The 23,905-nt window shown below is 51.6% G+C and carries 19 protein-coding genes, 1 tRNA gene and 6 pseudogenes; 8 read left to right on the forward strand and 18 right to left on the reverse strand.

The features are described 5' to 3' along the window. Positions 1 to 572 (forward strand): site-specific integrase (locus ACUU1M_RS10760; RefSeq protein ID WP_449144665.1); only part of this gene is annotated, 572 nt, incomplete at its 5' end. Between the two features lie 14 nt (positions 573 to 586). On the opposite strand, the gene ACUU1M_RS10765 is transcribed toward ACUU1M_RS10760, so the two are convergent. The 3 genes from ACUU1M_RS10765 to proB all read right to left on the reverse strand — a co-directional run bounded on the left by ACUU1M_RS10765 (position 587) and on the right by proB (position 3,145). Further along, positions 587 to 662, reverse strand: a tRNA-Thr gene (locus ACUU1M_RS10765). Positions 663 to 776: 114 nt separating this feature from the next. Beyond that, positions 777 to 2,030 carry a glutamate-5-semialdehyde dehydrogenase gene (gene proA, locus ACUU1M_RS10770; protein WP_000893267.1) on the reverse strand — a complete coding sequence of 418 codons (1,254 nt, stop codon included), beginning with the start codon at positions 2,028 to 2,030 and terminating at the stop codon, positions 777 to 779. Between the two features lie 11 nt (positions 2,031 to 2,041). Next, positions 2,042 to 3,145, reverse strand: coding sequence for a glutamate 5-kinase (gene proB / locus ACUU1M_RS10775; RefSeq protein ID WP_001285288.1), 1,104 nt, complete (start codon positions 3,143 to 3,145; stop codon positions 2,042 to 2,044). A gap of 287 nt (positions 3,146 to 3,432) precedes the next feature. Here proB and phoE point away from each other — a divergent pair. Next, positions 3,433 to 4,489: pseudogene (gene phoE, locus ACUU1M_RS10780) on the forward strand (phosphoporin PhoE). A 38-nt stretch (positions 4,490 to 4,527) separates the two neighbouring features. Here phoE and crl read toward each other — a convergent pair. From crl to gpt, 3 genes are all read right to left on the reverse strand, one after another. Continuing rightward, positions 4,528 to 4,929 carry a sigma factor-binding protein Crl gene (crl, locus tag ACUU1M_RS10785; RefSeq protein ID WP_000174677.1) on the reverse strand — a complete coding sequence of 134 codons (402 nt, stop codon included), beginning with the start codon at positions 4,927 to 4,929 and terminating at the stop codon, positions 4,528 to 4,530. A 57-nt stretch (positions 4,930 to 4,986) separates the two neighbouring features. Next, positions 4,987 to 6,231, reverse strand: a complete 1,245-nt coding sequence (frsA, locus tag ACUU1M_RS10790) for an esterase FrsA (protein ID WP_000189559.1) — start codon at positions 6,229 to 6,231, stop codon at positions 4,987 to 4,989. Positions 6,232 to 6,322: 91 nt separating this feature from the next. Continuing rightward, positions 6,323 to 6,781, reverse strand: coding sequence for a xanthine phosphoribosyltransferase (gene gpt / locus ACUU1M_RS10795; RefSeq protein ID WP_001291993.1), 459 nt, complete (start codon positions 6,779 to 6,781; stop codon positions 6,323 to 6,325). A gap of 261 nt (positions 6,782 to 7,042) precedes the next feature. Here gpt and pepD point away from each other — a divergent pair, with 261 nt between their 5' ends. Continuing rightward, entirely contained in the window at positions 7,043 to 8,500 is a 1,458-nt protein-coding gene (gene pepD, locus ACUU1M_RS10800) for a cytosol nonspecific dipeptidase (RefSeq protein WP_001293009.1), read from the forward strand. Between the two features lie 56 nt (positions 8,501 to 8,556). Here the strand turns inward: pepD and prfH are convergent. The 7 genes and pseudogenes from prfH to lafU form a co-directional block, all read right to left on the reverse strand. Further along, positions 8,557 to 9,156, reverse strand: a pseudogene (gene prfH / locus ACUU1M_RS10805) (peptide chain release factor H); the annotation flags it as partial. A gap of 76 nt (positions 9,157 to 9,232) precedes the next feature. Beyond that, positions 9,233 to 10,276, reverse strand: coding sequence for an RNA ligase RtcB family protein (locus ACUU1M_RS10810; protein ID WP_005072768.1), 1,044 nt, complete (start codon positions 10,274 to 10,276; stop codon positions 9,233 to 9,235). Between the two features lie 245 nt (positions 10,277 to 10,521). Next, positions 10,522 to 10,974 carry a GNAT family N-acetyltransferase gene (locus ACUU1M_RS10815; RefSeq protein WP_001059864.1) on the reverse strand — a complete coding sequence of 151 codons (453 nt, stop codon included), beginning with the start codon at positions 10,972 to 10,974 and terminating at the stop codon, positions 10,522 to 10,524. A 9-nt stretch (positions 10,975 to 10,983) separates the two neighbouring features. Continuing rightward, positions 10,984 to 11,382, reverse strand: a complete 399-nt coding sequence (gene yafO, locus ACUU1M_RS10820; protein ID WP_152028944.1) for a type II toxin-antitoxin system mRNA interferase toxin YafO — start codon at positions 11,380 to 11,382, stop codon at positions 10,984 to 10,986. A 2-nt stretch (positions 11,383 to 11,384) separates the two neighbouring features. Beyond that, complete coding sequence (gene yafN / locus ACUU1M_RS10825; RefSeq protein ID WP_000554759.1) at positions 11,385 to 11,678, reverse strand: type I toxin-antitoxin system antitoxin YafN; 294 nt, start codon at positions 11,676 to 11,678, stop codon at positions 11,385 to 11,387. A gap of 51 nt (positions 11,679 to 11,729) precedes the next feature. Further along, a complete protein-coding gene (gene dinB / locus ACUU1M_RS10830; protein ID WP_001226172.1) occupies positions 11,730 to 12,785 on the reverse strand; it encodes a DNA polymerase IV in 1,056 nt (351 codons plus the stop codon). A gap of 70 nt (positions 12,786 to 12,855) precedes the next feature. After that, entirely contained in the window at positions 12,856 to 13,641 is a 786-nt protein-coding gene (gene lafU / locus ACUU1M_RS10835) for a putative lateral flagellar export/assembly protein LafU (RefSeq protein WP_000207555.1), read from the reverse strand. Here lafU and ACUU1M_RS10840 point away from each other — a divergent pair. Next, positions 13,607 to 15,325, forward strand: a pseudogene (locus ACUU1M_RS10840) (flagellar biosynthesis protein FlhA); the annotation flags it as partial. The gene lafU and the pseudogene ACUU1M_RS10840 overlap by 35 nt on opposite strands. Positions 15,326 to 15,541: 216 nt before the next feature. Here ACUU1M_RS10840 and ACUU1M_RS10845 read toward each other — a convergent pair. Next, on the reverse strand, positions 15,542 to 16,039 hold the full coding sequence (locus ACUU1M_RS10845) for an REP-associated tyrosine transposase (RefSeq protein WP_000006243.1): 498 nt from the start codon (positions 16,037 to 16,039) through the stop codon (positions 15,542 to 15,544). 175 nt (positions 16,040 to 16,214) lie between these two features. Further along, positions 16,215 to 16,742: pseudogene (locus ACUU1M_RS10850) on the reverse strand (C40 family peptidase); the annotation flags it as partial. A gap of 369 nt (positions 16,743 to 17,111) precedes the next feature. Between ACUU1M_RS10850 and dpaA the strand changes: the two are divergent. Beyond that, positions 17,112 to 17,852: a peptidoglycan meso-diaminopimelic acid protein amidase gene (dpaA, locus tag ACUU1M_RS10855; protein ID WP_001225676.1), complete on the forward strand. Its 741-nt coding sequence runs from the start codon at positions 17,112 to 17,114 to the stop codon at positions 17,850 to 17,852. Here dpaA and ACUU1M_RS10860 read toward each other — a convergent pair. Next, complete coding sequence (locus tag ACUU1M_RS10860) at positions 17,823 to 18,590, reverse strand: class II glutamine amidotransferase (RefSeq protein ID WP_000333379.1); 768 nt, start codon at positions 18,588 to 18,590, stop codon at positions 17,823 to 17,825. The two genes, dpaA and ACUU1M_RS10860, sit on opposite strands and share 30 nt — an antisense overlap. Before the next feature lie 205 nt (positions 18,591 to 18,795). Further along, positions 18,796 to 19,374, reverse strand: coding sequence for a D-sedoheptulose 7-phosphate isomerase (lpcA, locus tag ACUU1M_RS10865; protein ID WP_000284050.1), 579 nt, complete (start codon positions 19,372 to 19,374; stop codon positions 18,796 to 18,798). A gap of 239 nt (positions 19,375 to 19,613) precedes the next feature. Here lpcA and fadE point away from each other — a divergent pair. Continuing rightward, a pseudogene (fadE, locus tag ACUU1M_RS10870) lies at positions 19,614 to 22,057 on the forward strand (acyl-CoA dehydrogenase FadE). Positions 22,058 to 22,099: 42 nt separating this feature from the next. Here the strand turns inward: fadE and ivy are convergent. After that, positions 22,100 to 22,546, reverse strand: coding sequence for an Ivy family C-type lysozyme inhibitor (gene ivy / locus ACUU1M_RS10875; RefSeq protein ID WP_005100645.1), 447 nt, complete (start codon positions 22,544 to 22,546; stop codon positions 22,100 to 22,102). A gap of 180 nt (positions 22,547 to 22,726) precedes the next feature. Here ivy and yafV point away from each other — a divergent pair, with 180 nt between their 5' ends. Together yafV and ACUU1M_RS10885 are read left to right on the forward strand one after the other, a co-directional pair. Beyond that, the gene (gene yafV, locus ACUU1M_RS10880; protein WP_001139559.1) at positions 22,727 to 23,497 is read left to right on the forward strand and encodes a 2-oxoglutaramate amidase; all 771 of its coding nucleotides are present in this window, start codon (positions 22,727 to 22,729) and stop codon (positions 23,495 to 23,497) included. Between the two features lie 109 nt (positions 23,498 to 23,606). Then, a pseudogene (locus ACUU1M_RS10885) lies at positions 23,607 to 23,839 on the forward strand (SymE family type I addiction module toxin). Positions 23,840 to 23,905: the final 66 nt, after the last annotated feature.

The raw sequence follows: 23,905 nt of genomic DNA on the forward strand, positions 1-23,905 counted from the left end.
TGGTGGCCAAATTCAGTGTGCCACTTCAGTTTGCAATCACGACAGGCCTTCGCCGTTCCAACGTTACAGACCTTGAGTGGTCACAGGTCGATCTGGATAAGAAAATGGCATGGATGCACCCTGATGAAACAAAAGCTGGCAATGCGATCGGAGTTCCTCTTAACGAAACCGCATGCCAGATATTAAGAAAACAGCAGGGGCTCCATAAGAGATGGGTATTTGTCCACACCAAACCTGCCTACCGAAGCGACGGAACAAAAACAGCAGCGGTAAGGAAGATGAGAACCGACAGCAACAAGGCATGGAAGGGAGCGTTAAAGCGGGCAGGCATTAGCAACTTCCGCTTCCATGATCTGAGGCATACCTGGGCAAGCTGGCTGGTTCAGTCCGGTGTCTCTCTTCTTGCACTTAAAGAGATGGGAGGATGGGAAACTCTCGAAATGGTTCAAAGATACGCCCACCTTTCAGCCGGGCATCTCACCGAGCACGCAAGCAAAATCGATGCGATTATAAGTCGCAATGGCACAAATACGGCACAAGAGGAGAACGTGGTTTACTTAAATGCGAGGTAACTTATTGATTTAAATGGTGCCGATAATAGGAGTCGAACCTACGACCTTCGCATTACGAATGCGCTGCTCTACCAACTGAGCTATATCGGCCCTGAAAGGACATGTTCACGAACGTGAATCACGGTGGACAAGGTTAAAACTAACCGGGCGATGCGTCAATGGCCTTGTGAATCAAATGGCTACTTTTGCATCACCCGGTTTTATTTACGCACGAATGGTGTAATCACCAATGCCGATCCACTTGTAAGTGGTCAGTGCTTCCAGCCCCATTGGGCCACGCGCGTGGAGTTTTTGTGTGCTTACCGCCACTTCCGCACCCAGACCAAACTGGCCGCCGTCGGTAAAACGCGTAGAGGCGTTAACGTAAACAGCGGACGAATCCACTTCGTTAACAAAACGCTGGGCGTTGCGCATATCGCGGGTCAGGATCGCATCGGAGTGTTGTGTGCCGTGTTCACGAATATGGGCGATGGCATCGTCAAGATCGCTGACGATTTTGACGTTCAAATCTAATGACAGAAACTCATCGTCATACTCTTCGGCTTTAACCGCCACCACCTTCGCAGGGCCTGCCTGCAACTGTGTCAGCGCAGCTGCATCTGCGTGTAATGTCACGCCGCTTTCCGCCATTTGTTTGCTTAATGCGGGCAGGAAGCTATCGGCGATGTTTTTATTCACCAGCAACGTTTCAACCGTATTACATGTGCTCGGACGCTGAGTTTTCGCGTTGACGATCACTTTTAATGCTTCAGCGATCTCTGCACTTTCATCAACGTAAATATGGCATACGCCTATACCACCTGTGATCACCGGGATTGTCGACTGTTCACGGCACAGTTTATGCAAACCAGCGCCACCACGCGGGATCAGCATGTCGATGTATTTATCCATACGCAGCATTTCACTGACCAGCGCACGGTCAGGATTATCAATCGCCTGCACGGCACCCGCCGGTAAGCCACAGGATTTCAGGGCGTCCTGAATCACCGCCACCGTTGCCGCGTTAGTGCGACAGGTTTCTTTACCACCACGCAGGATCACCGCATTACCGGTTTTCAGGCACAGCGAAGCGACATCAACCGTCACGTTCGGGCGCGCTTCATAAATCACGCCAATAACCCCCAGCGGTACGCGACGACGCTCAAGACGCAGGCCGCTGTCCAGTACGCCGCCATCGATTACCTGCCCCACCGGATCGGCGAGGTTGCACACCTGACGTACATCGTCGGCAATGCCTTTCAGCCGTGCGGGCGTCAGTGCCAGACGGTCAAGCATCGCTTCGCTAAGGCCATTGGCTCGCGCGTCAGCAACATCCTGGGCGTTAGCGTTGAGGATGATTTCGCTTTGTGCTTCCAGTTCATCGGCGATTTTTTCCAGCACGCGATTTTTTTCGCGGCTGGAGAGTTGCGCTAATTTATACGAGGCTTGCTTCGCGGCAATGCCCATTTGTTCCAGCATCGACCAGCTCCTTAACGGGTAATCATGTCATCACGGTGAACGGCAACCGGGCCGTATTCATATCCCAGTATTGCATCAATTTCTTGCGAGTGGTGTCCGGCAATACGGCGTAATGCATCGCTGTTGTAACGACTGACACCGTGGGCGATATCGCGACCTTCGAGGTTGCAAATGCGGATGACTTCACCACGCGAGAAATTGCCAGTCACGCTTTTAATGCCTTTCGGCAACAGGGAGCTGCCGCGTTCCAGAATGGCGGCAGTTGCCCCTTCATCTACCGTGATTTCACCCGCCGGCGGCGCACCGAAAATCCAGCGTTTACGGTTTTCAAGCGGAGTCGCCTGGGCATGGAACAGCGTACCGACGGAAATGCCTTCCATCACATCACCAATAACGCCCGGCTTGCTGCCCGCGGCAATAATGGTGTCGATACCCGCACGGCAAGCCACGTCAGCGGCCTGCAATTTGGTACTCATGCCGCCAGTTCCGAGGCCTGAAACGCTGTCACCGGCAATCGCGCGCAGTGCGTCATCAATGCCGTAAACATCTTTAATCAGTTCTGCCTGCGGATTGCTGCGCGGATCAGCGGTATACAAACCTTTTTGATCGGTCAGCAGCAACAGTTTATCGGCACCCGCCAGAATCGCCGCCAGCGCAGAAAGGTTATCGTTATCGCCGACCTTAATCTCTGCCGTAGCGACAGCATCGTTCTCATTGATTACCGGAACGATATTGTTATCGAGCAACGCACGCAGGGTGTCGCGGGCGTTCAGGAAGCGTTCACGGTCTTCCATATCAGCACGGGTCAGCAGCATTTGCCCGACGTGAATGCCATAAATCGAAAACAGCTGTTCCCACAGTTGAATCAGTCGACTCTGCCCTACCGCCGCCAGCAGTTGTTTCGAGGCGATAGTCGCTGGCAGTTCCGGGTAACCCAGGTGCTCACGTCCGGCGGCGATCGCGCCCGACGTCACAATAACAATCCGATGCCCGGCGGCATGTAACTGCGCGCACTGGCGAACAAGTTCAACGATATGGGCACGGTTCAGACGGCGCGATCCGCCTGTTAGCACACTGGTGCCGAGTTTTACCACCAGCGTCTGGCTGTCACTCATGATTCTCTGCCATTCAATTTTAGGAAAAATGATATCAAACGAACGTTTTAGCAGGACTGTCGTCGGTTGCCAACCATCTGCGAGCAAAGCATGGCGTTTTGTTGCGCGGGATCAGCAAGCGTAGCGGCAGTTGTTTACGCTTTTATTACAGATTTAATAAATTACCACATTTTCAGAATATCATTAATCTGTAATATATCTTTAACAATCTCAGGTTAAAAACTTTCCTGTTTTCAACGGGGCTCTCCCGCTGAATATTCGCGCGTTAATTAAAATCAGGAATGAAAATGAAAAAGAGCACTCTGGCATTAGTGGTGATGGGCATTGTGGCATCTGCATCTGTACAGGCTGCAGAAATATATAATAAAGACGGTAATAAACTGGATGTCTATGGCAAAGTTAAAGCCATGCATTATATGAGTGATAACGCCAGTAAAGATGGCGACCAGAGTTATATCCGTTTTGGTTTTAAAGGTGAAACTCAAATTAACGATCAACTGACTGGTTATGGTCGGTGGGAAGCGGAGTTTGCCGGAAATAAAGCGGAGAGTGATACTGCACAGCAAAAAACGCGTCTCGCTTTTGCCGGGTTGAAATATAAAGATTTGGGTTCTTTCGATTATGGTCGTAACCTGGGCGCGTTGTATGACGTGGAAGCCTGGACCGATATGTTCCCGGAATTTGGTGGCGATTCCTCGGCGCAGACCGACAACTTTATGACCAAACGCGCCAGCGGTCTGGCGACGTATCGGAACACCGACTTCTTCGGCGTTATCGATGGCCTGAACTTAACCCTGCAATATCAAGGGAAAAACGAAAACCGCGACGTTAAAAAGCAAAACGGCGATGGCTTCGGGCACGTCATTGACATATGACTTTGGCGGCAGCGATTTCGCCATTAGTGGGGCCTATACCAACTCAGAACGCACCAACGAGCAGAACCTGCAAAGCCGTGGCACAGGCAAGCGTGCAGAAGCATGGGCAACAGGTCTGAAATACGATGCCAATAATATTTATCTGGCAACTTTCTATTCTGAAACACGCAAAATGACGCCAATAACTGGCGGCTTTGCCAATAAGACACAGAACTTTGAAGCGGTCGCTCAATACCAGTTTGACTTTGGTCTGCGTCCATCGCTGGGTTATGTCTTATCGAAAGGGAAAGATATTGAGGGCATCGGTGATGAAGATCTGGTCAATTATATCGACGTCGGTGCTACGTATTATTTCAACAAAAATATGTCAGCGTTTGTTGATTATAAAATCAACCAACTGGATAGCGATAATAAGCTGAATATTAATAATGATGATACTGTCGCGGTTGGGATGACGTATCAGTTTTAATGAATATTGCCGGATATGATGCATCCGGCACATTTCACTCACGCCGTTAACTTCACCGGTTCATCACGAAAATCATCCGCCGGTTCCAGCTTCAGATTCAGCGTCGTCAGCAGTTCACGCAGCTTCTCGTGAAACTCACGCAGGGTGTGCTCCAGTCGTTCAACCACTTCAGTATCTTTTACCGGAACACTCTTCCAGTCGCCTGCTTTATCGAACAGACCAAACTGGTAGCTGTAGGTAAAACGGGATTCCTGCGCTTCCAGCTCCATCCACCAGCCCCAGAATTCACGCACTTCCGGTGCCGGTTTCACGTTGACGCATACAGCCAGACAATCGAAAAAGAATCGATTATCTTCGCACTTACCTTCACGAATATACGGGCCTAGTGCGGTAAATTTTTTGATCAATCTGCTCTTCGGGTGTCCACTCGGTAACGTCATTGCTATCTCCTGTTGTGATGCAACTGTTTTACCAAATTGGCAAAATTTAGCAAATTTTTAACACAAGCGTTTTTCGATCCAGCCGGTGATTTCCTGAAGACCTTTGTCAAAATTCCGATACACCGGGTTAAATGGGATCTCTAATAATTTACCGTCAGCAGATGATGAGGTGATTAAGCGTGAGTCCTCTTCCGGGCTGAACGGATCGTTCTTCCAGTAGCCTGATAACATTGGCGTTGGGCAGCGACGTCCCAGCAATCCTTGCACTTTTAATGAATAGCGATTCAGCTCCACGCGTAACGCTTCGTCGGAAGCATCATGCATCCCCAAACGACTCGCCAGAACGTCAAGATACATTTCCGGCACCTGTTGCTGACGCTTAAAATCACTCAACAGGGTATGAACTACCGGACCAAGACAGGCAACCGCTTTCAGACGCGGCGATTCAAGGTATGCCAGACGCACGGCAACGTTAGCGCCGAAACGGAAACCAAAGGCCGCGACGCGAGTGTGATCCACCCACGGTACGTTAGGCAGCGCCTTTAAGACGTGCTGATGCAACAGGCTGGAGTCCTGGGTGAGCTTCCATTTTGAAGAAAAGCCCACCGACGGCATATCAATAGTCAGCATCGCAATGCCGCGCGGCGCAAAATAACGTTCATACAGGCTGTAATAGTCCGTCTGCATCGCATCCAGACCACCACACATTAATACTGTCGGGAACGGGCCATCGCCTTTCGGCATATGCAAAAAGCCGGTGATGGGCGCACCGCCGGGTACGGTAAACTCCATCTGCCGCATCGTGCCCGGCAGACGCTGGGCGGCCTCTTCATAGGCGCGGTTTGATAAAGCCTGCGCTTGCTCGGCCAGGTCATCTCCTTTCAGATGAGGATAGGCGGCAATGTTGTACAACGTAGCCGCATGCAGCCAGTGTCGACCACTGAGTTGCGGATCTTCTTCCGTACAGGCTTTTTGTTGCCACACCATCGCCTGGGTGGCCCACTCATAAATCCAGTTGCCACCACGGTAGCCAATCACGGTATCGTATAAATCATCGTCGGTACGTTCAGCATCGCTCATCACAATACGTGCCTGGACGTCGAGGATTTCACGTGGGTCAATACCGCGCCAGATCCACATCAGACGGTTAATCATGCGATACCAGTGAGGGATGGTTTTACCATCAAGAGCCGACTGCACAGGCGGTTGTGCGCCGTGATTAAAGCGGCGGACTAGCGTCGAGGTTTCAGGATGTTTAAAGCGGGGTTTGAACAGGGTTTCGCTCAGGTTTGCCTGTGTCATGGATGCAGCCTCCAGAATACTTACTGGAAACTATTGTAACCTGCCTGAAGTTAAAAAGAACAACGCCCGGCAATGCCAGGCGTTGAAAAGATTAGCGACCGGAGATTGGCGGGACGAATACGACGCCCATATCCCACGGCTGTTCGATCCAGGTATCTTGCGGGATATCAACAACATAGTCATCAACCCGCGGACGACCAGCCGGTTTTGCGAAGATGGTGACAAAGTGCGCTTTTGGATACATTTCACGAATCGCAACAGCAGTACCACCGGTATCCACCAGGTCATCAATAACGATGAAGCCTTCGCCATCGCCTTCTGCGCGTTTCAGCACTTTAAGCTCGCGCTGGTTATCGTGATCGTAGCTGGAAATACAAACGGTATCGACATGACGAATACCCAGTTCACGCGCCAGTAACGCCCCCGGTACCAGACCGCCACGGCTTACGGCAATAATGCCTTTCCATTGTTCAGAAGGCATCAGTCGGCTTGCGAGTTTACGTGCATGGATCTGCAACATGTCCCAGGTGACGATGTATTTTTCGCTCATGTGAAGTGTCCCAGCCTGTTTATCTACGGCTTAAAAAGTGTTCGAGGGGAAAATAGGTTGCGCGAGATTATAGAGATCTGGCGCACTAAAAACCAGTATTTCACATGAGTCCGCGTCTTTTTACGCACTGCCTCTCCCTGACGCGGGATAAAGTGGTATTCTCAATACATATCTCGCAAGCCTGTCTTGTGTTGACAACATTTTCTGCTAACCCTGTGACCTGCAATACTGTTTTGCGGGTGATCGACAAGGAGACTTAACGTGTCTGAACTGTCTCAATTATCTCCACAGCCGCTGTGGGATATTTTTGCCAAAATCTGTTCTATTCCTCACCCGTCCTATCATGAAGAGCAACTCGCTGAATACATTGTTGGTTGGGCAAAAGAGAAAGGTTTCCATGTCGAACGCGATCAGGTAGGTAATATCCTGATTCGTAAACCTGCTACCGCAGGTATGGAAAATCGTAAACCGGTCGTCTTACAGGCCCACCTCGATATGGTGCCGCAGAAAAATAACGACACCGTGCATGACTTCACGAAAGATCCTATCCAGCCTTATATTGATGGCGAATGGGTTAAAGCGCGCGGCACCACGCTGGGTGCGGATAACGGCATTGGTATGGCCTCTGCACTGGCGGTTCTGGCTGACGAAAACGTGGTTCACGGCCCGCTGGAAGTGCTGCTGACCATGACCGAAGAAGCCGGTATGGACGGTGCGTTCGGCTTACAGAGCAACTGGTTGCAGGCTGATATTCTGATTAACACCGACTCCGAAGAAGAAGGTGAAATCTACATGGGTTGTGCGGGGGGTATCGACTTCACCTCCAACCTGCATTTAGATCGTGAAGCGGTTCCAGCTGGTTTTGAAACCTTCAAGTTAACCTTAAAAGGTCTGAAAGGCGGTCACTCCGGCGGTGAAATCCACGTTGGCCTGGGTAATGCCAACAAACTGCTGGTGCGCTTCCTAGCGGGTCATGCAGAAGAACTGGACCTGCGCCTTATCGATTTCAACGGCGGCACACTGCGTAACGCCATCCCGCGTGAAGCCTTTGCGACCATTGCTGTCGCAGCTGATAAAGTCGACGCACTGAAATCTCTGGTGAATACCTATCAGGAGATCCTGAAAAACGAGCTGGCAGAGAAAGAGAAAAATCTGGCCTTGTTGCTGGACTCTGTAGCGAACGATAAAGCTGCCCTGATTGCGAAATCTCGCGATACCTTTATTCGTCTGCTGAACGCCACCCCGAACGGTGTGATCCGCAATTCCGACGTGGCAAAAGGTGTGGTCGAAACCTCCCTGAACGTCGGTGTGGTGACCATGACTGACAATAACGTAGAAATTCACTGCCTGATCCGTTCACTGATCGACAGCGGTAAAGACTACGTGGTGAGCATGCTGGATTCGCTGGGTAAACTGGCTGGCGCGAAAACCGAAGCGAAAGGCGCATATCCTGGCTGGCAGCCAGACGCTAATTCTCCGGTGATGCATCTGGTACGTGAAACCTATCAGCGCCTGTTCAACAAGACGCCGAACATCCAGATTATCCACGCGGGCCTGGAATGTGGTCTGTTCAAAAAACCGTATCCGGAAATGGACATGGTTTCTATCGGGCCAACTATCACCGGTCCACACTCTCCGGATGAGCAAGTTCACATCGAAAGCGTAGGTCATTACTGGACACTGCTGACTGAACTGCTGAAAGAAATTCCGGCGAAGTAATTATTTGATTTGCTGCCGGATGGCGTTTAATCGCCTTCCGGCAGTTTCATCCTTCATTATCCTTCGATAAAAGCCATCCCTGTAAACGTTCGTCGCGGGTTGCCACGTTCAATCTGGTGATGGAACATTCGCCGCTGTGATTTCAGCACCGCGCTATTTTCCTATTGCTGCTGATCCAGCTTCCAGGCAATCAGCAATCGCGCCAGCCGTTTGTTAGCATGCTGGCTGCGCTCTGACTGAACCTTCACGCTAATACCGGATGCCAAATGCGTGGCGCGTACCGCCGAGTCGGTTTTATTGACATGTTGACCGCCCGGCCCCGACGAACGCAGCGTCTCATACCGGATCGCATCGGATTGCTCCTGCTCATCAGCGGTAAAACGCCCAATGCCCAGAAACCAGTTTTTACGCCCGTGATGTGGGCGATACGGGCTCGGGCAAATCCACTGAATAGTGCCACACCAGCTTTCGCTTAACGCCCATGCGTTGTCGCCATCCAGAGAAATCAGCGCCGAACGCAGCGTGTCAGAGTAGCGGCCTGTTTCTGTTTCCAGCACCGTTACCGCGACGTCTTGTCGGGCAGCTTCTTTAATTAGCCTGTCCAGCGCCTTTTTCACTGCGAGACAACATTCTTCCGGCCCCTGCGCTGAGGAGAGTTATAGCAAGATCATCCTTTTTTCCCTCCACTGTTTTTGAGCGTTAGCACCGGACGCAGCCGCGCGACAGGAATAATTAATCCGGCCTGCCCAGACATTGCACCACACTTTCAGCCGATTTATAGGCTTGTGGCGCTTCTTCGAAGATGAGTTGTTTATCGCGACAAATTACCCGACTGCCAAGTTCAGTACGCGAGAGTTGCGTCGCTGTGTATTTCGCTGCCAGACGCCCTTTACACTCGGTGCGCCCCCATTTACGCCCAGCCCCATGCGCCAGCGAATGCAATGTTTCCTCACTCCTGACGGGCTGAACCAGCCAGGAGTAATCACCGCGTGAACCGGGAATAACCACCAGACCACAGTCATCAGGCGTGGCACCTTTACGATGTAAGACCCCTTGTTGATCACCGATTCGACACGCGCTAACAAAGTTATGCGCCACATCCAGAACCGGACTTCCGGTGGCCTTAACCTGTTGCATTATGCGCAAAGCGATCAGGTGGCGATTAAAACGCGCAAACGCCAGCGCGTCGTCACTGCCTTCAGGCAAACCATGATGCGAAAACGAGGCAATATGCCGCTGTAAAATAGACTGCCCTAGCCCCCTCGAGCCGCTATGAACCAGCAGTTGCAGATGCTGCGCATCCAGACCTGCCAGTGCAAACAGTTCAGCGTTGATGATTTGATCAACTTGTTGCAGTTCAGCGAAATGATTGCCACCACCGATAGAGCCAAGCGAGCTGCGCCACGGATGCTGTGCAAATGCTGACGGCAGGTTTTCCTCCAGCCAGCTTTCTTCAGCAACGTCATCCAAAGCTGATAATCGCTTTTCAAACTTATCGGCGTTGTATTTGCGAGCGAGAATATCTGTTTGCCATAGCGCCATGCCACAGCCGATATCATTGCCGACCAGTGCTGGGTAAAAACGGCCTGCGGAGAAGAACGCTGCGCCAATCGGGTAGCCGCGTCCGGGGTGTAAATCTGGCATCCCCACTACGCGCTGCATGTTGGGTAAATTTGCCGTGGTGTGTAATTGTTGGATCGCTAAACTCTCGATCCACAGGTCATCAGATGCGATGGTAAATACCGCATCGGATAAGGGACGAATATAATTGCCCATATACCATTCCGTAAATAGACTCGTCATACTTCAAGTTGCATGTACTGCGACTTGAATTATTGAGAGTAACAATTAAAAAATCAGGAAATGGCAGACGAATCCAGGGCAAGAAAAAAAGAATTAATCCTGGAAAGGTCTGCAAAGAGTCATTGATAAAGGATTTGTCATGATTTACCTCCTTGCAGTTTGTGGAATAAGAAAACGCGCACATACTAGGCGGGCGTTATTTTCATTGCAAGCTGGATTTAATGTTGCGGTTTATAACGCATATAAAAATTAATAAACCACGCTCCCCGGCATTCAACGCGCTGCTGCTTAACTGTCTGAAAACCATAACGTTCAAAAAAGGGTTTTGCAGTTATGCTTGCGTCCACCGTAAGTTCGGATTCAGACTTAATCAAAGGTTTTAACAAAGCGCTGGCAACCCCACGGCGGGTGTATTCAGGGTCAACAAATAACATATCGATATAGTGTTCAACGCAGGTAATAAAGCCGACCAGTTTTGCATTAATGACTGCAACCCGCACTTGTGATTTCGCGAGTTTCTCCTTCCAGCGAGATTCGTCAATCTGCGCCCAGGCGGCAATTTGTTGTGGTGAATAATGCTGACTGACGGTCATCGTAACCGCTCTAATGAAAATAGCGCATAGTTGCTGAAAATCGCCAGGCTGATAATCTCTTATTTGTATGTTATTCATAATATAAATTCAAAAACGCATGCGAAACGCTTCTACCATTTTTCCAATTTTATGCATTTGGTTGTTATCTCGAGCCAGTTTATGAGGTTCAGGCTTCAGAATGGCAATGAGCAACCATGCTTGCTCATCAAACGCACCCTGACAATATACCAAATGCGCTTCGTCATTCGTTCTGCTGAATTGGCGCAACTGTGGCGGAAATGGATTATTCACATTTGCCAGATGAATATGAGCAACTCGCTCAAATTTGATTAATGGCCAGGTAAACGAGTCGTCGTAGAGTGCATCGCGACCAAATATATCTGGCAAAACACCGTCACGCTTATAGGAAATAAAATCCGCCGTTAACGCATCAAGTTCCTCTGCTGTAAGTTGCAGGCGAATAAGTTTTGTTTTGAATACCCGCATCCTTATTCCTTAAAGTCATTGAAATCATCATCCGTCATATCATTAAGATATTGTTTAGCGCGGCGTGTAATTTCCTCTAATCTTGCAGCACTTGGACGAAAGCGCGCCTTTATGGGCTTTTTCTCCTCTTGTTCAGCAAGCATGTCCATTAACGCTTCGAATGCGCTGGCACTTAAGAGATATCCTGCGGGGCGATTATTAGAAAGAACCGCAACTGGTTGATCAATAAAGTATTTAGCTGGGTTTTTACGTAACTCAGTGATATTGACCGATTTTTCAGCGAGAATTCGATGCATACAGTGATACCCTCATAATAATGCACACCAGAATATACATAATAGTATACATCATAATCCCAGCACCAGTTGTCTTTCCATTTGCGGGTCAAGCAACGTCACATGCAGCCCCACCAGACGCACACCGCGCCCGCCGCGGCGTTCATCCCAGGTTTTACGCGCGGTGGCGATTAAGTCAGCTTTATTCAGCCGCGGCCAGACGTGCTCCTGGGTGGTCTGCTGAAAATCGTCGAACTTTAATTTCACCCCCTGGCGAGCAATCAGTAAATCAGGTTTTACCTTTGCCAGACGGCGTTCAAGTTCCGGATACAGCCGCTCGATAATCGCTTCACATTCAGACCAGTGATGAATATCTTCCGCCATCGTGCGTTCCACGCCGACGGATTTTCGTAACCGTTCGCTGTTAACGTCGCGCTCGTCAATCCCCTGACTACGCTCCCACAAAATGCGGCCAAATTTGCCAAAGCGTTTAAGCAGAATCACCAGATCACACTTTTGTACATCACCGCAGGTCCGCAGCCCCATCGCTTCCAGTTTTGCCGCCGAGACTTTGCCGACGCCGGGGATTTTTTCCAGTGGTAAGGTTTGTAAAAATGCCGGAACTTCTGCCGGCGTAATCACAAACTGACCGTTGGGTTTATTCATGTCGGAGGCGATTTTGGCGAGAAACTTTACTGGTGCCACGCCCGCAGATGCCGTCAGTTGCAGCTCGTTGAAGATCGTCTGGCGGATTTCCTGGGCGATGAGGGTCGCAGAACCGTGGCAATGGACGCTATCGGTGACATCGAGATAAGCCTCATCCAGTGACAACGGTTCAATGCGCGAGGTGTAGCGCGAGAAGATTTCACGGATATGATTTGAGGCTTCTTTGTAGGCGTCAAAGCGCCCCGGAAGCAAGGTGAGATGTGGGCATAATTTGAGCGCCATCCCAGTAGGCATAGCGCTACGTACGCCAAATTTACGCGCGGGATAATTGGCGGTGCTGATCACCCCCCGACGTTCGCGGCTGCCGCCAATAGCAATAGGGATATCGCGCAGGGCGGGATTGTCGCGCATCTCCACCGCTGCGAAAAAGCAGTCCATATCCACATGAATGATTTTACGCATTGCTCACCTCTCAACACTGGTAAAGTATACAGTGATTTCAGGTTTTGAGAAATGCGTAAAGATTCAGCATTTAGCGCATTCGCTGCGAAAGCACCTGCTGCTTATCCAGCTTTTGCACCAGCGGCTGCACCACTTTATCCCCATGCTGACCAAAGTATTGATACAGCGTATCGGACGCACTTTTGGTCAGCACCATAATCTCAATACGCCGATTGCCCGCGCTTTGCGGATTCTTCGCGTCCAGCAGCATCTGGTCCGCCATTGCGCTTACCTGCATCACTTTATCTTCCGGCATTCCGGCCTCTTCCAGCACCCGACGAGCTGAAAGCGCGCGATCGCCCGAAAGGTTCCAGTTGTTGTAGATATTGTTTTTGTAGGCCATCGCATCGGTATGCCCGGTAATAATAATTTTGTTATCGAGCGAGTCGAACACTGGCGCGAGCTCCACCAGCAAAGTTTTAAAGAACGGCATAATCTGCGCGCTGCCGCGTTCGAACATATTGCGATTCTGGTCGTCTTTAATCAGCACGCGTAATCCCTGGGGAACAATCTCCATCTCCAGATTCGCTTCCATATGCGCATCACGGGCAATGGTGTTGATACTGGTTGCCAACTCGCCAAGCTCGGTGGCGGATTTCTTCTTCAGCAGCGCCGTTTTCTCATTCACATCACGCGCTTTTTTCTCCGTCTCTTCCGGCACCGCCACGGTGGCAGGTTTTGGCGGATGAGACGGGCTGATTTTATTTAACGGCGACAGCCCACCACCGTTAAAAATCGACTGCCCGTGCAGCGCGGCGATAATGCTTTCACGCTCGGATTTACTGACGCTGTTGACAATCAACTTTATCGTCGTCACCAAAGAGGCCGAGCGTATTTCCGAGGTTTCTGCCCGCTTTACCCTGGACGCGATGCCCGGCAAACAGATGGCGATTGACGCCGATCTTAACGCCGGATTGATCAACCAGGCGCAGGCGCAAACCCGGCGTAAAGATGTTGCCAGCGAGGCCGATTTCTACGGCGCGATGGACGGGGCATCGAAGTTTGTACGCGGAGACGCCATCGCCGGGATGATGATTCTGGCGATCAACCTGAGCGGCGGCGTCTGTATCGGCATCTTCAAATACAACCTGAGCGCCGACGCCGCCTTCCAGCAATACGTGCTGATGACCATCGGCGACGGCCTGGTGGCGCAGATCCCTTCCCTGCTGCTCTCCACCGCGGCGGCGATTATCGTCACCCGCGTCAGCGACAACGGCGATATCGCCCATGACGTGCGCCACCAGTTGCTGGCAAGCCCGTCGGTGCTCTACACCGCCACCGGGATCATGTTCGTGCTGGCGGTGGTGCCGGGGATGCCGCATCTGCCGTTTTTGCTGTTCAGCGCCCTGCTTGGCTTTACCGGCTGGCGGATGAGCAAACGCCCGCAGGCGGCGGAGGCGGAAGAGAAAAGCCTCGAAACGCTGACCCGCACCATCACTGAAACCAGCGAACAACAGGTCAGTTGGGAAACTATTCCGCTGATCGAGCCCATCAGCTTAAGCCTCGGCTACAAGCTGGTGGCGCTGGTGGACAAAGCGCAGGGCAACCCGCTCACCCAGCGGATTCGCGGCGTTCGGCAGGTGATTTCCGACGGTAACGGCGTGCTGCTGCCGGAGATCCGCATTCGGGAAAACTTCCGCCTCAAGCCCAGCCAGTACGCTATTTTCATCAACGGCATTAAGGCTGATGAAGCGGATATTCCGGCGGATAAACTGATGGCGCTGCCCTCCAGCGAAACCTACGGCGAGATTGACGGCGTGCTGGGGAACGACCCGGCGTACGGGATACCGGTCACCTGGATCCAGCCTGCGCAGAAAGCGAAGGCTCTGAATATGGGGTATCAGGTGATCGACAGCGCCAGTGTGATTGCCACCCATGTGAACAAGATTGTGCGCAGCTATATTCCTGATTTGTTTAACTATGATGACATCACGCAGTTGCATAACCGTTTGTCGTCGATGGCACCGCGCCTGGCGGAGGATTTAAGCGCGGCGCTCAATTACAGCCAATTGCTGAAAGTGTACCGGGCGCTGCTGACCGAAGGCGTTTCCCTGCGCGATATCGTCACCATCGCCACCGTGCTGGTCGCCAGTAGCACGGTGACTAAAGATCATATTCTGCTGGCGGCCGATGTGCGCCTGGCGCTGCGGCGCAGCATTACTCATCCGTTCGTTCGCAAGCAGGAGCTGACGGTGTATACGCTGAATAATGAGCTGGAAAATCTGCTGACCAACGTAGTGAATCAGGCGCAACAGGCCGGCAAAGTGATGCTCGACAGCGTGCCGGTTGACCCGAATATGCTCAACCAGTTCCAGAGCACGATGCCACAGGTGAAAGAGCAGATGAAAGCGGCGGGGAAAGATCCGGTGCTGCTGGTGCCGCCGCAGCTACGCCCTTTGCTGGCGCGTTATGCAAGGTTGTTTGCGCCGGGGCTGCATGTGCTGTCGTATAACGAAGTGCCGGATGAGCTGGAGTTGAAGATTATGGGGGCGTTGATGTAAGAATCCGGCATCGGTGCACAATTGCCGGATGCGGCGTAAACGCCTTATCCGGCCTACCGTTCAGGCACAAGTTTGTAGGCATGATAAGACGCGCCAGCGTCGCATCAGGCATCTGCGCATAACTGCCGGATGCGGCGTGAACGCCTTATCCGGCCTACCGTTAAAGCACGATTTGTAGGCCGGATAAGCGTAAGCGCATCCGGCACCAGCGCACAGTTATAAAATGATACGCTCCCCGGCACTTAAATCCGTTATGTCTCCCGCCCAATCGATGGGATATAACCCTCGCGCGACATCGCGATGGAACGTTGAGAATGGCCAATCACTCACCTGCTTTACCCAGCCATGTTTCTCTGGATTTATATAAATATAATCAACATGATGGCGATAATCTTTTGTATTGCGAATGGCATGCTCCCAAAAACGCGGTTGCCAGATATTTTTCAATCCGCAAGCATGGGTGAACTGCTTTTTAATCTCCCGCCAGCGAGAGGAAAAATCATCATCGCTTTCGGGTAATGTCCATATGCAATGCATATGCTCCGGCAAAACGACCCAGGCGTTAATTTCAAAAGGTCTGTCTCGCTTAACGTTAATAATGGCGTTACGGAGCGTCTGGAACTGGGTGGTCAGAAAATGGCTTCGACGATTGCGTAAATTTACCGTGAAAAACCATGTTCCCCCCTTGATGTAATAACGACGATATTCCGACATAGCGACTCCTTTTTCTCAACGGTAAGAGGAAAAGGAAAGGCCGACAATGACGCTGTGTTATATCGGGAAAGCGGCTCGCAAAAACGCACAGATTTGTAAGCATGATAAGACGCGTCAGCGTCGCATCAGGCATCCGTGCACAACCGCCGGATGCGGCGTAAACGCCTTATCCGGCCTACAAAATAATCTCTTCCGTCAAAATCCTGCGCGCGCCTAAAAAATGGTCCTGCCAGAAAGGTTCGGCTAACCGGCTTACCCGAATGGTTTCCCCGGTGCGCAGTGACTCAATAAACTGACCGTCGCCCAGATACACCCCCATATGGTCGGCAATCTCGCGGCTGTGGATATGGAAAAATAGCAAATCTCCCCGGCGCAGGTCGTTATTCGCCACAATCGTTGCCCGACGGTAGTGGTACATCTCATTGGCCGTGCGCGGGAGTTTCGCCTCAAGGATCTTGTTGTAGGCATAAAAAACTAACCCACTACAATCGAAGCCTTGATCGGGCCGCGTGCCGCCCCAGACGTAAGGCTTGCCAAGCTGCTGCTCCAGGCGGTGAATCGCCACTTCGGTGATGTTATGCAGGTGATCGCTGCTTAAAAAGTGGTTGTTTTCCGCCAGCGCCTGCCAGCGTCTGTCACTCGCCTTGAGCGGCGCAGGAAACCATTCTGGATGCTGTTTTATCTGCTCCCGGTTGTGGTGGCGCTGGCGAGTAAAGGGAGCAAAACGCATAACGAAAACACGCCTGGATGCAAAAATCTGCCGAGCAAGAACGAAGACATGAAAGACATAAACCGGCTGAATGAAGGTGAGAATTTTAAAAGACCGGAGGAGTAAACGGGATTATTAATTGCTTATTACTATTGAGATTTCATAATATTAGGAAATAAATGATACATGCGCTTTTCGGACTATTGAAAACTGCCCCTGTGCTAAATTTGTAAACCCAGCGCCGACAGGCTTGCGTAAAACTCTTTTGGTGATAATGTGAGCCTTCCAAATCCAGACTATTCCGATTTGGGATCCATTTTGCCGTCCTGGCGTGTGTAACCGTTTTATCAAGGAATAAGCAGTATGCGTAAAATCGCATTAATTCTTGCGATGTTGTTGATCCCGTGCGTTTCGTTTGCCGGTTTGCTGGGCAGCAGTAGCTCGACCACGCCAGTGAGCAAAGAGTATAAGCAGCAGTTGATGGGATCCCCTGTCTACATCCAGATCTTCAAGGAAGAACGTACGCTCGATCTTTACGTCAAAATGGGCGAGCAATATCAACTGCTCGACAGTTATAAAATCTGTAAATATTCCGGCGGCTTAGGGCCAAAACAGCGTCAGGGCGATTTCAAAAGCCCGGAAGGGTTTTATAGCGTCCAGCGTAATCAGTTAAAACCAGACAGCCGTTACTACAAAGCGATTAATATTGGATTCCCCAATGCTTATGACCGTGCGCATGGTTATGAAGGGAAATACCTGATGATCCACGGCGATTGTGTATCCATCGGCTGCTACGCAATGACCAATCAGGGTATTGATGAGATCTTCCAGTTCGTTACTGGTGCGCTGGTGTTTGGTCAGCCGAGCGTGCAGGTGAGTATTTACCCATTCCGCATGACCGACGCCAATATGAAGCGCCATAAATATTCCAACTTTAAGGACTTCTGGGAGCAGCTGAAGCCGGGCTACGACTACTTTGAGCAAACCCGTAAGCCACCGACCGTTTCTGTGGCCAATGGCCGTTACGTGGTCAGCAAGCCGTTAAGCCACGAAGTGGTGCAGCCACAACTGGCATCAAACTACACGCTCCCCGAGGCAAAATAAGCGCCATTCGCCTGGCATAATTTTTTGCCAGGTTTCATTGCCCGTCAGCGGCTGTGTCGCAATCACCGTGACCACATCATTCGGTGTGGTCTGCGAGCTGAAGTCGATTTCCACATCCTGATCCAGCAACGTTGCCACGCCAAACGGCGCGCGGCGGGTGATCCAGTGTAAATTAGTCGAGCAATACGCCATTACATAGCGCCCGTCCGAAAGCAGCATGTTGAAAACGCCCTTCGCCCGCAGTTCATCCGCCAGTGAGGCGATATATTTAAACACTGCCGCCATGTTGCCCGGCGTGCGCGGGTAACGCTGCGTTAATTTATGCAGCAGCCAGCAAAAGGCTTTTTCGCTGTCGGTTTCACCGACCGGGCGGAAGTTGCCGGTTTCCAGTGATTTGTAGCCCGTCAGTTGTCCGTTATGGGCATAAGTCCAGTTACGCCCCCATAACTCGCGGGTAAATGGGTGAGTATTTTCCAGCGCCACCTCGCCCCGATTAGCCTGGCGAATATGAGCCACCACCGAACAGGATTTTATCGGGTAGTCCTGGACAAGTTTAGCGATGGGGGAATTAAAGCTGGGTTGTGGATCTTTAAATGTGCGACAGCCTTTACCTTCGTAAAAGGTAATGCCCCAGCCATCTTTATGTGGCCCGGTTCCACCACCACGCTGTACAAGTCCGGTGAAACTAAAGCAGATATCGGTAGGGACGTTGGCGCTCATCCCGAGCAATTCGCACATGGGTAACCTCCACAACAGCGGGAGCGCATGGACCCCGGCGAAGATTGATTTAAGAATTTTCAGGTCGGATGCGGCGTAAACGAATTATTCGGCCTACGGTTCAGGTACAGATTTGTAGGCATGATAAGACGCGTCAGCATCGCATCAGGCATCAGCGCACAAGTGCCGGATGCGGCGTAAACGCCTTATCCGGCCTACGCCAGACTTACTTAACCATCTCTTTTTCAATTAACTGGATCAGGATATGGATCACTTTAATGTGAATCTCCTGAATGCGGTCGGCATAACCAAAGTGCGGAACGCGAATTTCGATATCCGCCGTGCCAGCCATTTTACCGCCGTCTTTACCGGTCAGGGTGATCACTTTCATCCCCTTCTCACGCGCCGCTGCGATCGCTTTGATCACGTTTGCAGAGTTACCGGAGGTGGAGATCCCCAGCAGTACATCGCCTTCGCGACCTACCGCTTCAACGTAGCGGGAGAAAATATCATTGAAACCGAAATCATTACCGACGCAGGAAATATGACTAACGTCAGAAATAGCAATCGCCGGGTAGCCCGGACGGTTTTCACGGTAGCGACCGGTCAACTCTTCGGCAAAGTGCATAGCGTCGCAATGGGAACCGCCGTTGCCGCAGGAAAGCACTTTGCCACCGGCTTTAAAGCTGTCTGCTAACAGGACCGCCGCGCGCTGAATGGCGTGAATATTGGCGTCATCTTTTAAAAAGTTAGCCAGCGTTTCCGCCGCTTCGTTCAGTTCGTTACGAATAAGATCCTGGTACATGAGGATATCCTTCAGCATAAATGTAATAGACAAAATGCAGTGTACCGGATACCGCCAAAAGCGAGAAGTACGGGCAGGTGCTATGACCAGGACTTTTTGACCTGAAGTGCGGATAAAAACAGCAACAATGTGAGCTTTGTTGTAATTATATTGTAAACACATTGCTAAATGTTTTTACATCCACTACAACCATATCATCACGAGTGGTCAGACCTCCTACAAGTAAGGGGCTTTTCGTTATGATGATTTTGAGTATTCTCGCTACGGTTGTCCTGCTCGGCGCGTTGTTCTATCACCGCGTGAGCTTATTTATCAGCAGTCTGATTTTGCTCGCCTGGACAGCCGCCCTAGGCGTTGCTGGTCTGTGGTCGGCGTGGGTACTGGTGCCTCTGACCATTATCCTCGTGCCATTTAACTTTGCGCCTATGCGTAAGTCGATGATTTCCGCGCCGGTATTTCGCGGTTTCCGTAAGGTGATGCCGCCGATGTCGCGCACTGAGAAAGAAGCGATTGATGCGGGCACCACCTGGTGGGAGGGCGACTTGTTCCAGGGCAAGCCGGACTGGAAAAAGCTGCATAACTATCCGCAGCCGCGCCTGACCGCTGAAGAGCAAGCGTTTCTCGACGGCCCGGTAGAAGAAGCCTGCCGGATGGCGAATGATTTCCAGATTACTCATGAGCTGGCGGATCTGCCGCCGGAGTTGTGGGCGTACCTTAAAGAGCATCGCTTCTTCGCGATGATTATCAAAAAAGAGTACGGCGGACTGGAGTTCTCAGCTTATGCCCAGTCTCGTGTGCTGCAAAAACTCTCTGGCGTGAGCGGGATCCTGGCGATTACCGTCGGCGTGCCAAACTCATTAGGCCCGGGCGAACTGTTGCAACATTACGGCACTGACGAGCAGAAAGATCACTATCTGCCGCGTCTGGCGCGTGGTCAGGAGATCCCCTGCTTTGCACTGACCAGCCCGGAAGCGGGTTCCGATGCGGGCGCGATTCCGGACACCGGGATTGTCTGCATGGGCGAATGGCAGGGCCAGCAGGTGCTGGGGATGCGTCTGACCTGGAACAAACGCTACATTACGCTGGCACCGATTGCGACCGTGCTTGGGCTGGCGTTTAAACTCTCCGACCCGGAAAAATTACTCGGCGGTGCAGAAGATTTAGGCATTACCTGTGCGCTGATCCCAACCACCACGCCGGGCGTGGAAATTGGTCGTCGCCACTTCCCGCTGAACGTACCGTTCCAGAACGGACCGACGCGCGGTAAAGATGTCTTCGTGCCGATCGATTACATCATCGGCGGGCCGAAAATGGCCGGGCAAGGCTGGCGGATGCTGGTGGAGTGCCTCTCGGTAGGCCGCGGCATCACCCTGCCTTCCAACTCAACCGGCGGCGTGAAATCGGTAGCGCTGGCAACGGGCGCGTATTCTCACATTCGCCGTCAGTTCAAAATCTCTATCGGTAAGATGGAAGGAATTGAAGAGCCGCTGGCGCGTATTGCCGGGAACGCTTATGTAATGGATGCTGCGGCATCGCTGATTACCTACGGCATTATGCTCGGCGAAAAACCTGCCGTGCTGTCGGCTATCGTTAAGTATCACTGTACCCACCGCGGGCAGCAGTCGATTATTGATGCGATGGATATTACCGGCGGTAAAGGCATTATGCTCGGGCAAAGCAACTTCCTGGCGCGTGCTTACCAGGGCGCACCGATTGCCATCACCGTTGAAGGGGCTAACATTCTGACCCGCAGCATGATGATCTTCGGACAAGGAGCGATTCGTTGCCATCCGTACGTGCTGGAAGAGATGGAAGCGGCGAAGAACAATGACGTCAACGCGTTCGATAAACTGTTGTTCAAACATATCGGTCACGTCGGTAGCAACAAAGTTCGCAGCTTCTGGCTGGGCCTGACGCGCGGTTTAACCAGCAGCACGCCAACCGGCGATGCCACTAAACGCTACTATCAGCACCTGAACCGCCTGAGCGCCAACCTCGCCCTGCTTTCTGATGTCTCGATGGCAGTGCTGGGCGGCAGCCTGAAACGTCGTGAGCGTATCTCGGCACGTCTGGGGGATATTTTAAGCCAGCTTTACCTCGCCTCTGCCGTTCTGAAGCGTTATGACGACGAAGGCCGTAATGAAGCCGATCTGCCGCTGGTGCACTGGGGCGTACAGGATGCGCTGTATCAGGCAGAACAGGCGATGGACGATTTACTGCAAAACTTCCCGAACCGCGTGGTTGCCGGGCTGCTGAATGTGGTGATCTTCCCGACCGGACGTCATTATCTGGCACCGTCTGACAAGCTGGATCATAAAGTGGCGAAGATTTTACAAGTGCCGAACGCCACTCGTTCACGTATTGGTCGCGGTCAGTACCTGACGCCAAGCGAGCATAACCCGGTTGGTTTACTGGAAGAGGCGTTGGTGGATGTGATTGCCGCCGACCCGATTCATCAGCGGATCTGTAAAGAGCTGGGTAAAAATCTGCCATTTACCCGTCTGGATGAACTGGCGCACAACGCGCTGACGAAGGGCTGATTGATAAAGATGAAGCCGCTATTCTGGTGAAAGCGGAAGAAAGCCGTCTGCGCAGTATTAACGTTGATGACTTTGAGCCGGAAGAGCTGGCGACGAAGCCGGTAAAGTTGCCGGAGAAAGTGCGGAAAGTTGAAGCCGCGTAATTGAATAACGGAGCCGAAAGGCTCCGTTTCTTTATCCGCTAATTATTTAAAATTAAAGCCATCCGGATGGTTTTCCAGGCTGCCGGTCAACGCCGCGAACAGCACCGTTTTACCATCAATCGAAAGCGCATCGTTCACATTCAGCCAGGTGAGTTTCTCTTGCGACGTTTTCTCATCAATAGCCGAGAACAGCCCCGTCATCTGATTAGATTTCTCGGACCACATCACAGCGATACGTTGCGAGCCACAGTCATGCGGTTTGCACGCGCTCATCACCTGATACGTCTCATCTCCCAACGTTACGGTTTGTGCGGGAGTATAAGTACCGCCTTTCATCACCCATGCAGGTAGCTTATGCCCTTGCACCATCTGATTAAACGCAGCTTTGGTGGTTTCGCCCTTTGCAAGGCTGCTAATGGTTAAATCATCCTGCGCCATTGCACTGGTGGCGATGACCAGTGCGGCGACTGTCGTTATTGCCTTAAACATCATTCCTCCCGAGCTTATCCTGCCCATGTTATTAACCTCCTAAAGCCTGGCGATAACACGATAATTTGCAAATCAGATATTTCCAATATCAGCATTTGTTATCAATTTATTCTGCGCTAAGGCAACTGCCTGATAAGGTGTTAAAGTTATAAAACCCTTCGCATAAAGGAGTTGTACACCGTGCCTAGTTTGAAGATTACGCTTTTGCAGCAACCGTTGGTGTGGGTGGATGGTCCTGCCAACCTGCGCCATTTTGATCGTCAACTGGAAGGTATTACCGGGCGCGATGTGATCGTTCTACCGGAGATGTTTACCAGCGGCTTTGCCATGGAAGCGGCAGCTTCGTCGCTTGCACAAGATGACGTAGTGAACTGGATGACAGCTAAGGCGCAGCAGTGCAATGCGCTGATTGCAGGCAGTGTTGCATTACAAACAGAGTCTGGTTCGGTTAACCGCTTTTTGCTGGTTGAGCCGGGCGGCACGGTACATTTTTATGATAAGCGTCATCTGTTCCGCATGGCAGATGAGCATCTGCATTATAAAGCGGGCAATGCGCGAGTGATCGTGGAATGGCGCGGCTGGCGTATTTTGCCGCTGGTGTGCTACGACTTACGTTTTCCAGTGTGGTCGCGCAATCTCAACGATTATGACCTCGCCCTGTACGTCGCCAACTGGCCAGCTCCGCGCTCTCTGCACTGGCAGGCATTGCTGACGGCCCGCGCGATTGAGAATCAGGCGTATGTGGCGGGATGCAATCGCGTCGGCAGCGATGGCAACGGCTGCCATTATCGCGGTGACAGCCGGGTGATTAATCCGCAAGGCGAGATTATCGCTACCGCCGACGCGCATAAGGCAACGCGTATTGATGCGGAGCTGTCGATGGTGGCATTGCGGGAATATAGAGAAAAGTTTCCGGCATGGCGGGATGCGGATGAGTTTAGGTTGTGGTGAGTGGGGGTTGTGTTTAGGGCCGGGGGCTGGGCTAGATTACGAAAGCCCCTAACTTAAACACAATATTACGCCAGAAGTCACCATTTCCAAAACACAGCGTCGCTGTACCGTGGGTTATCTGCCCAACCGCAGCGACACGCCGGTGATCAAAATCAGCGCCAAATGGCTGAGAAAAGCGGGATTTGAGATCGGCACGGGCGTTACCGTGAAGATCTCGGAGGGATGTTTGATCCTGCTTAGGATAACAACGAAGTACAGGAACTGCGCAGGGAACTTTATCAGGTTAAACAGTCAGTTAAGGGGATGCGAGACGGGATGTTTAGTGTGCTGAACGAAAGTTAAATAATAAAAAGCCGGAAAGATCTGGAAGAAATTTCCGGTTATTATCGTTGCTATATCAATAAAATT

The organism is Shigella sp. SIG6 (genome assembly GCF_053555815.1).

Excerpts from the sequence above, each read along its gene's own strand:
- proA (WP_000893267.1), bottom strand. The coding sequence starts at position 2,030 with ATGCTGGAACAAATGGGCATTGCCGCGAAGCAAGCCTCGTATAAATTA.
- proB (WP_001285288.1), bottom strand. The coding sequence starts at position 3,145 with ATGAGTGACAGCCAGACGCTGGTGGTAAAACTCGGCACCAGTGTGCTA.
- crl (WP_000174677.1), bottom strand. The coding sequence starts at position 4,929 with ATGACGTTACCGAGTGGACACCCGAAGAGCAGATTGATCAAAAAATTT.
- frsA (WP_000189559.1), bottom strand. The coding sequence starts at position 6,231 with ATGACACAGGCAAACCTGAGCGAAACCCTGTTCAAACCCCGCTTTAAA.
- gpt (WP_001291993.1), bottom strand. The coding sequence starts at position 6,781 with ATGAGCGAAAAATACATCGTCACCTGGGACATGTTGCAGATCCATGCA.
- ACUU1M_RS10810 (WP_005072768.1), bottom strand. The coding sequence starts at position 10,276 with ATGGGCAATTATATTCGTCCCTTATCCGATGCGGTATTTACCATCGCA.
- ACUU1M_RS10815 (WP_001059864.1), bottom strand. The coding sequence starts at position 10,974 with ATGAATAACATACAAATAAGAGATTATCAGCCTGGCGATTTTCAGCAA.
- yafO (WP_152028944.1), bottom strand. The coding sequence starts at position 11,382 with ATGCGGGTATTCAAAACAAAACTTATTCGCCTGCAACTTACAGCAGAG.
- yafN (WP_000554759.1), bottom strand. The coding sequence starts at position 11,678 with ATGCATCGAATTCTCGCTGAAAAATCGGTCAATATCACTGAGTTACGT.
- dinB (WP_001226172.1), bottom strand. The coding sequence starts at position 12,785 with ATGCGTAAAATCATTCATGTGGATATGGACTGCTTTTTCGCAGCGGTG.
- ACUU1M_RS10845 (WP_000006243.1), bottom strand. The coding sequence starts at position 16,039 with ATGTCGGAATATCGTCGTTATTACATCAAGGGGGGAACATGGTTTTTC.
- dpaA (WP_001225676.1), top strand. The coding sequence starts at position 17,112 with ATGCGTAAAATCGCATTAATTCTTGCGATGTTGTTGATCCCGTGCGTT.
- ACUU1M_RS10860 (WP_000333379.1), bottom strand. The coding sequence starts at position 18,590 with ATGTGCGAATTGCTCGGGATGAGCGCCAACGTCCCTACCGATATCTGC.
- lpcA (WP_000284050.1), bottom strand. The coding sequence starts at position 19,374 with ATGTACCAGGATCTTATTCGTAACGAACTGAACGAAGCGGCGGAAACG.
- ivy (WP_005100645.1), bottom strand. The coding sequence starts at position 22,546 with ATGTTTAAGGCAATAACGACAGTCGCCGCACTGGTCATCGCCACCAGT.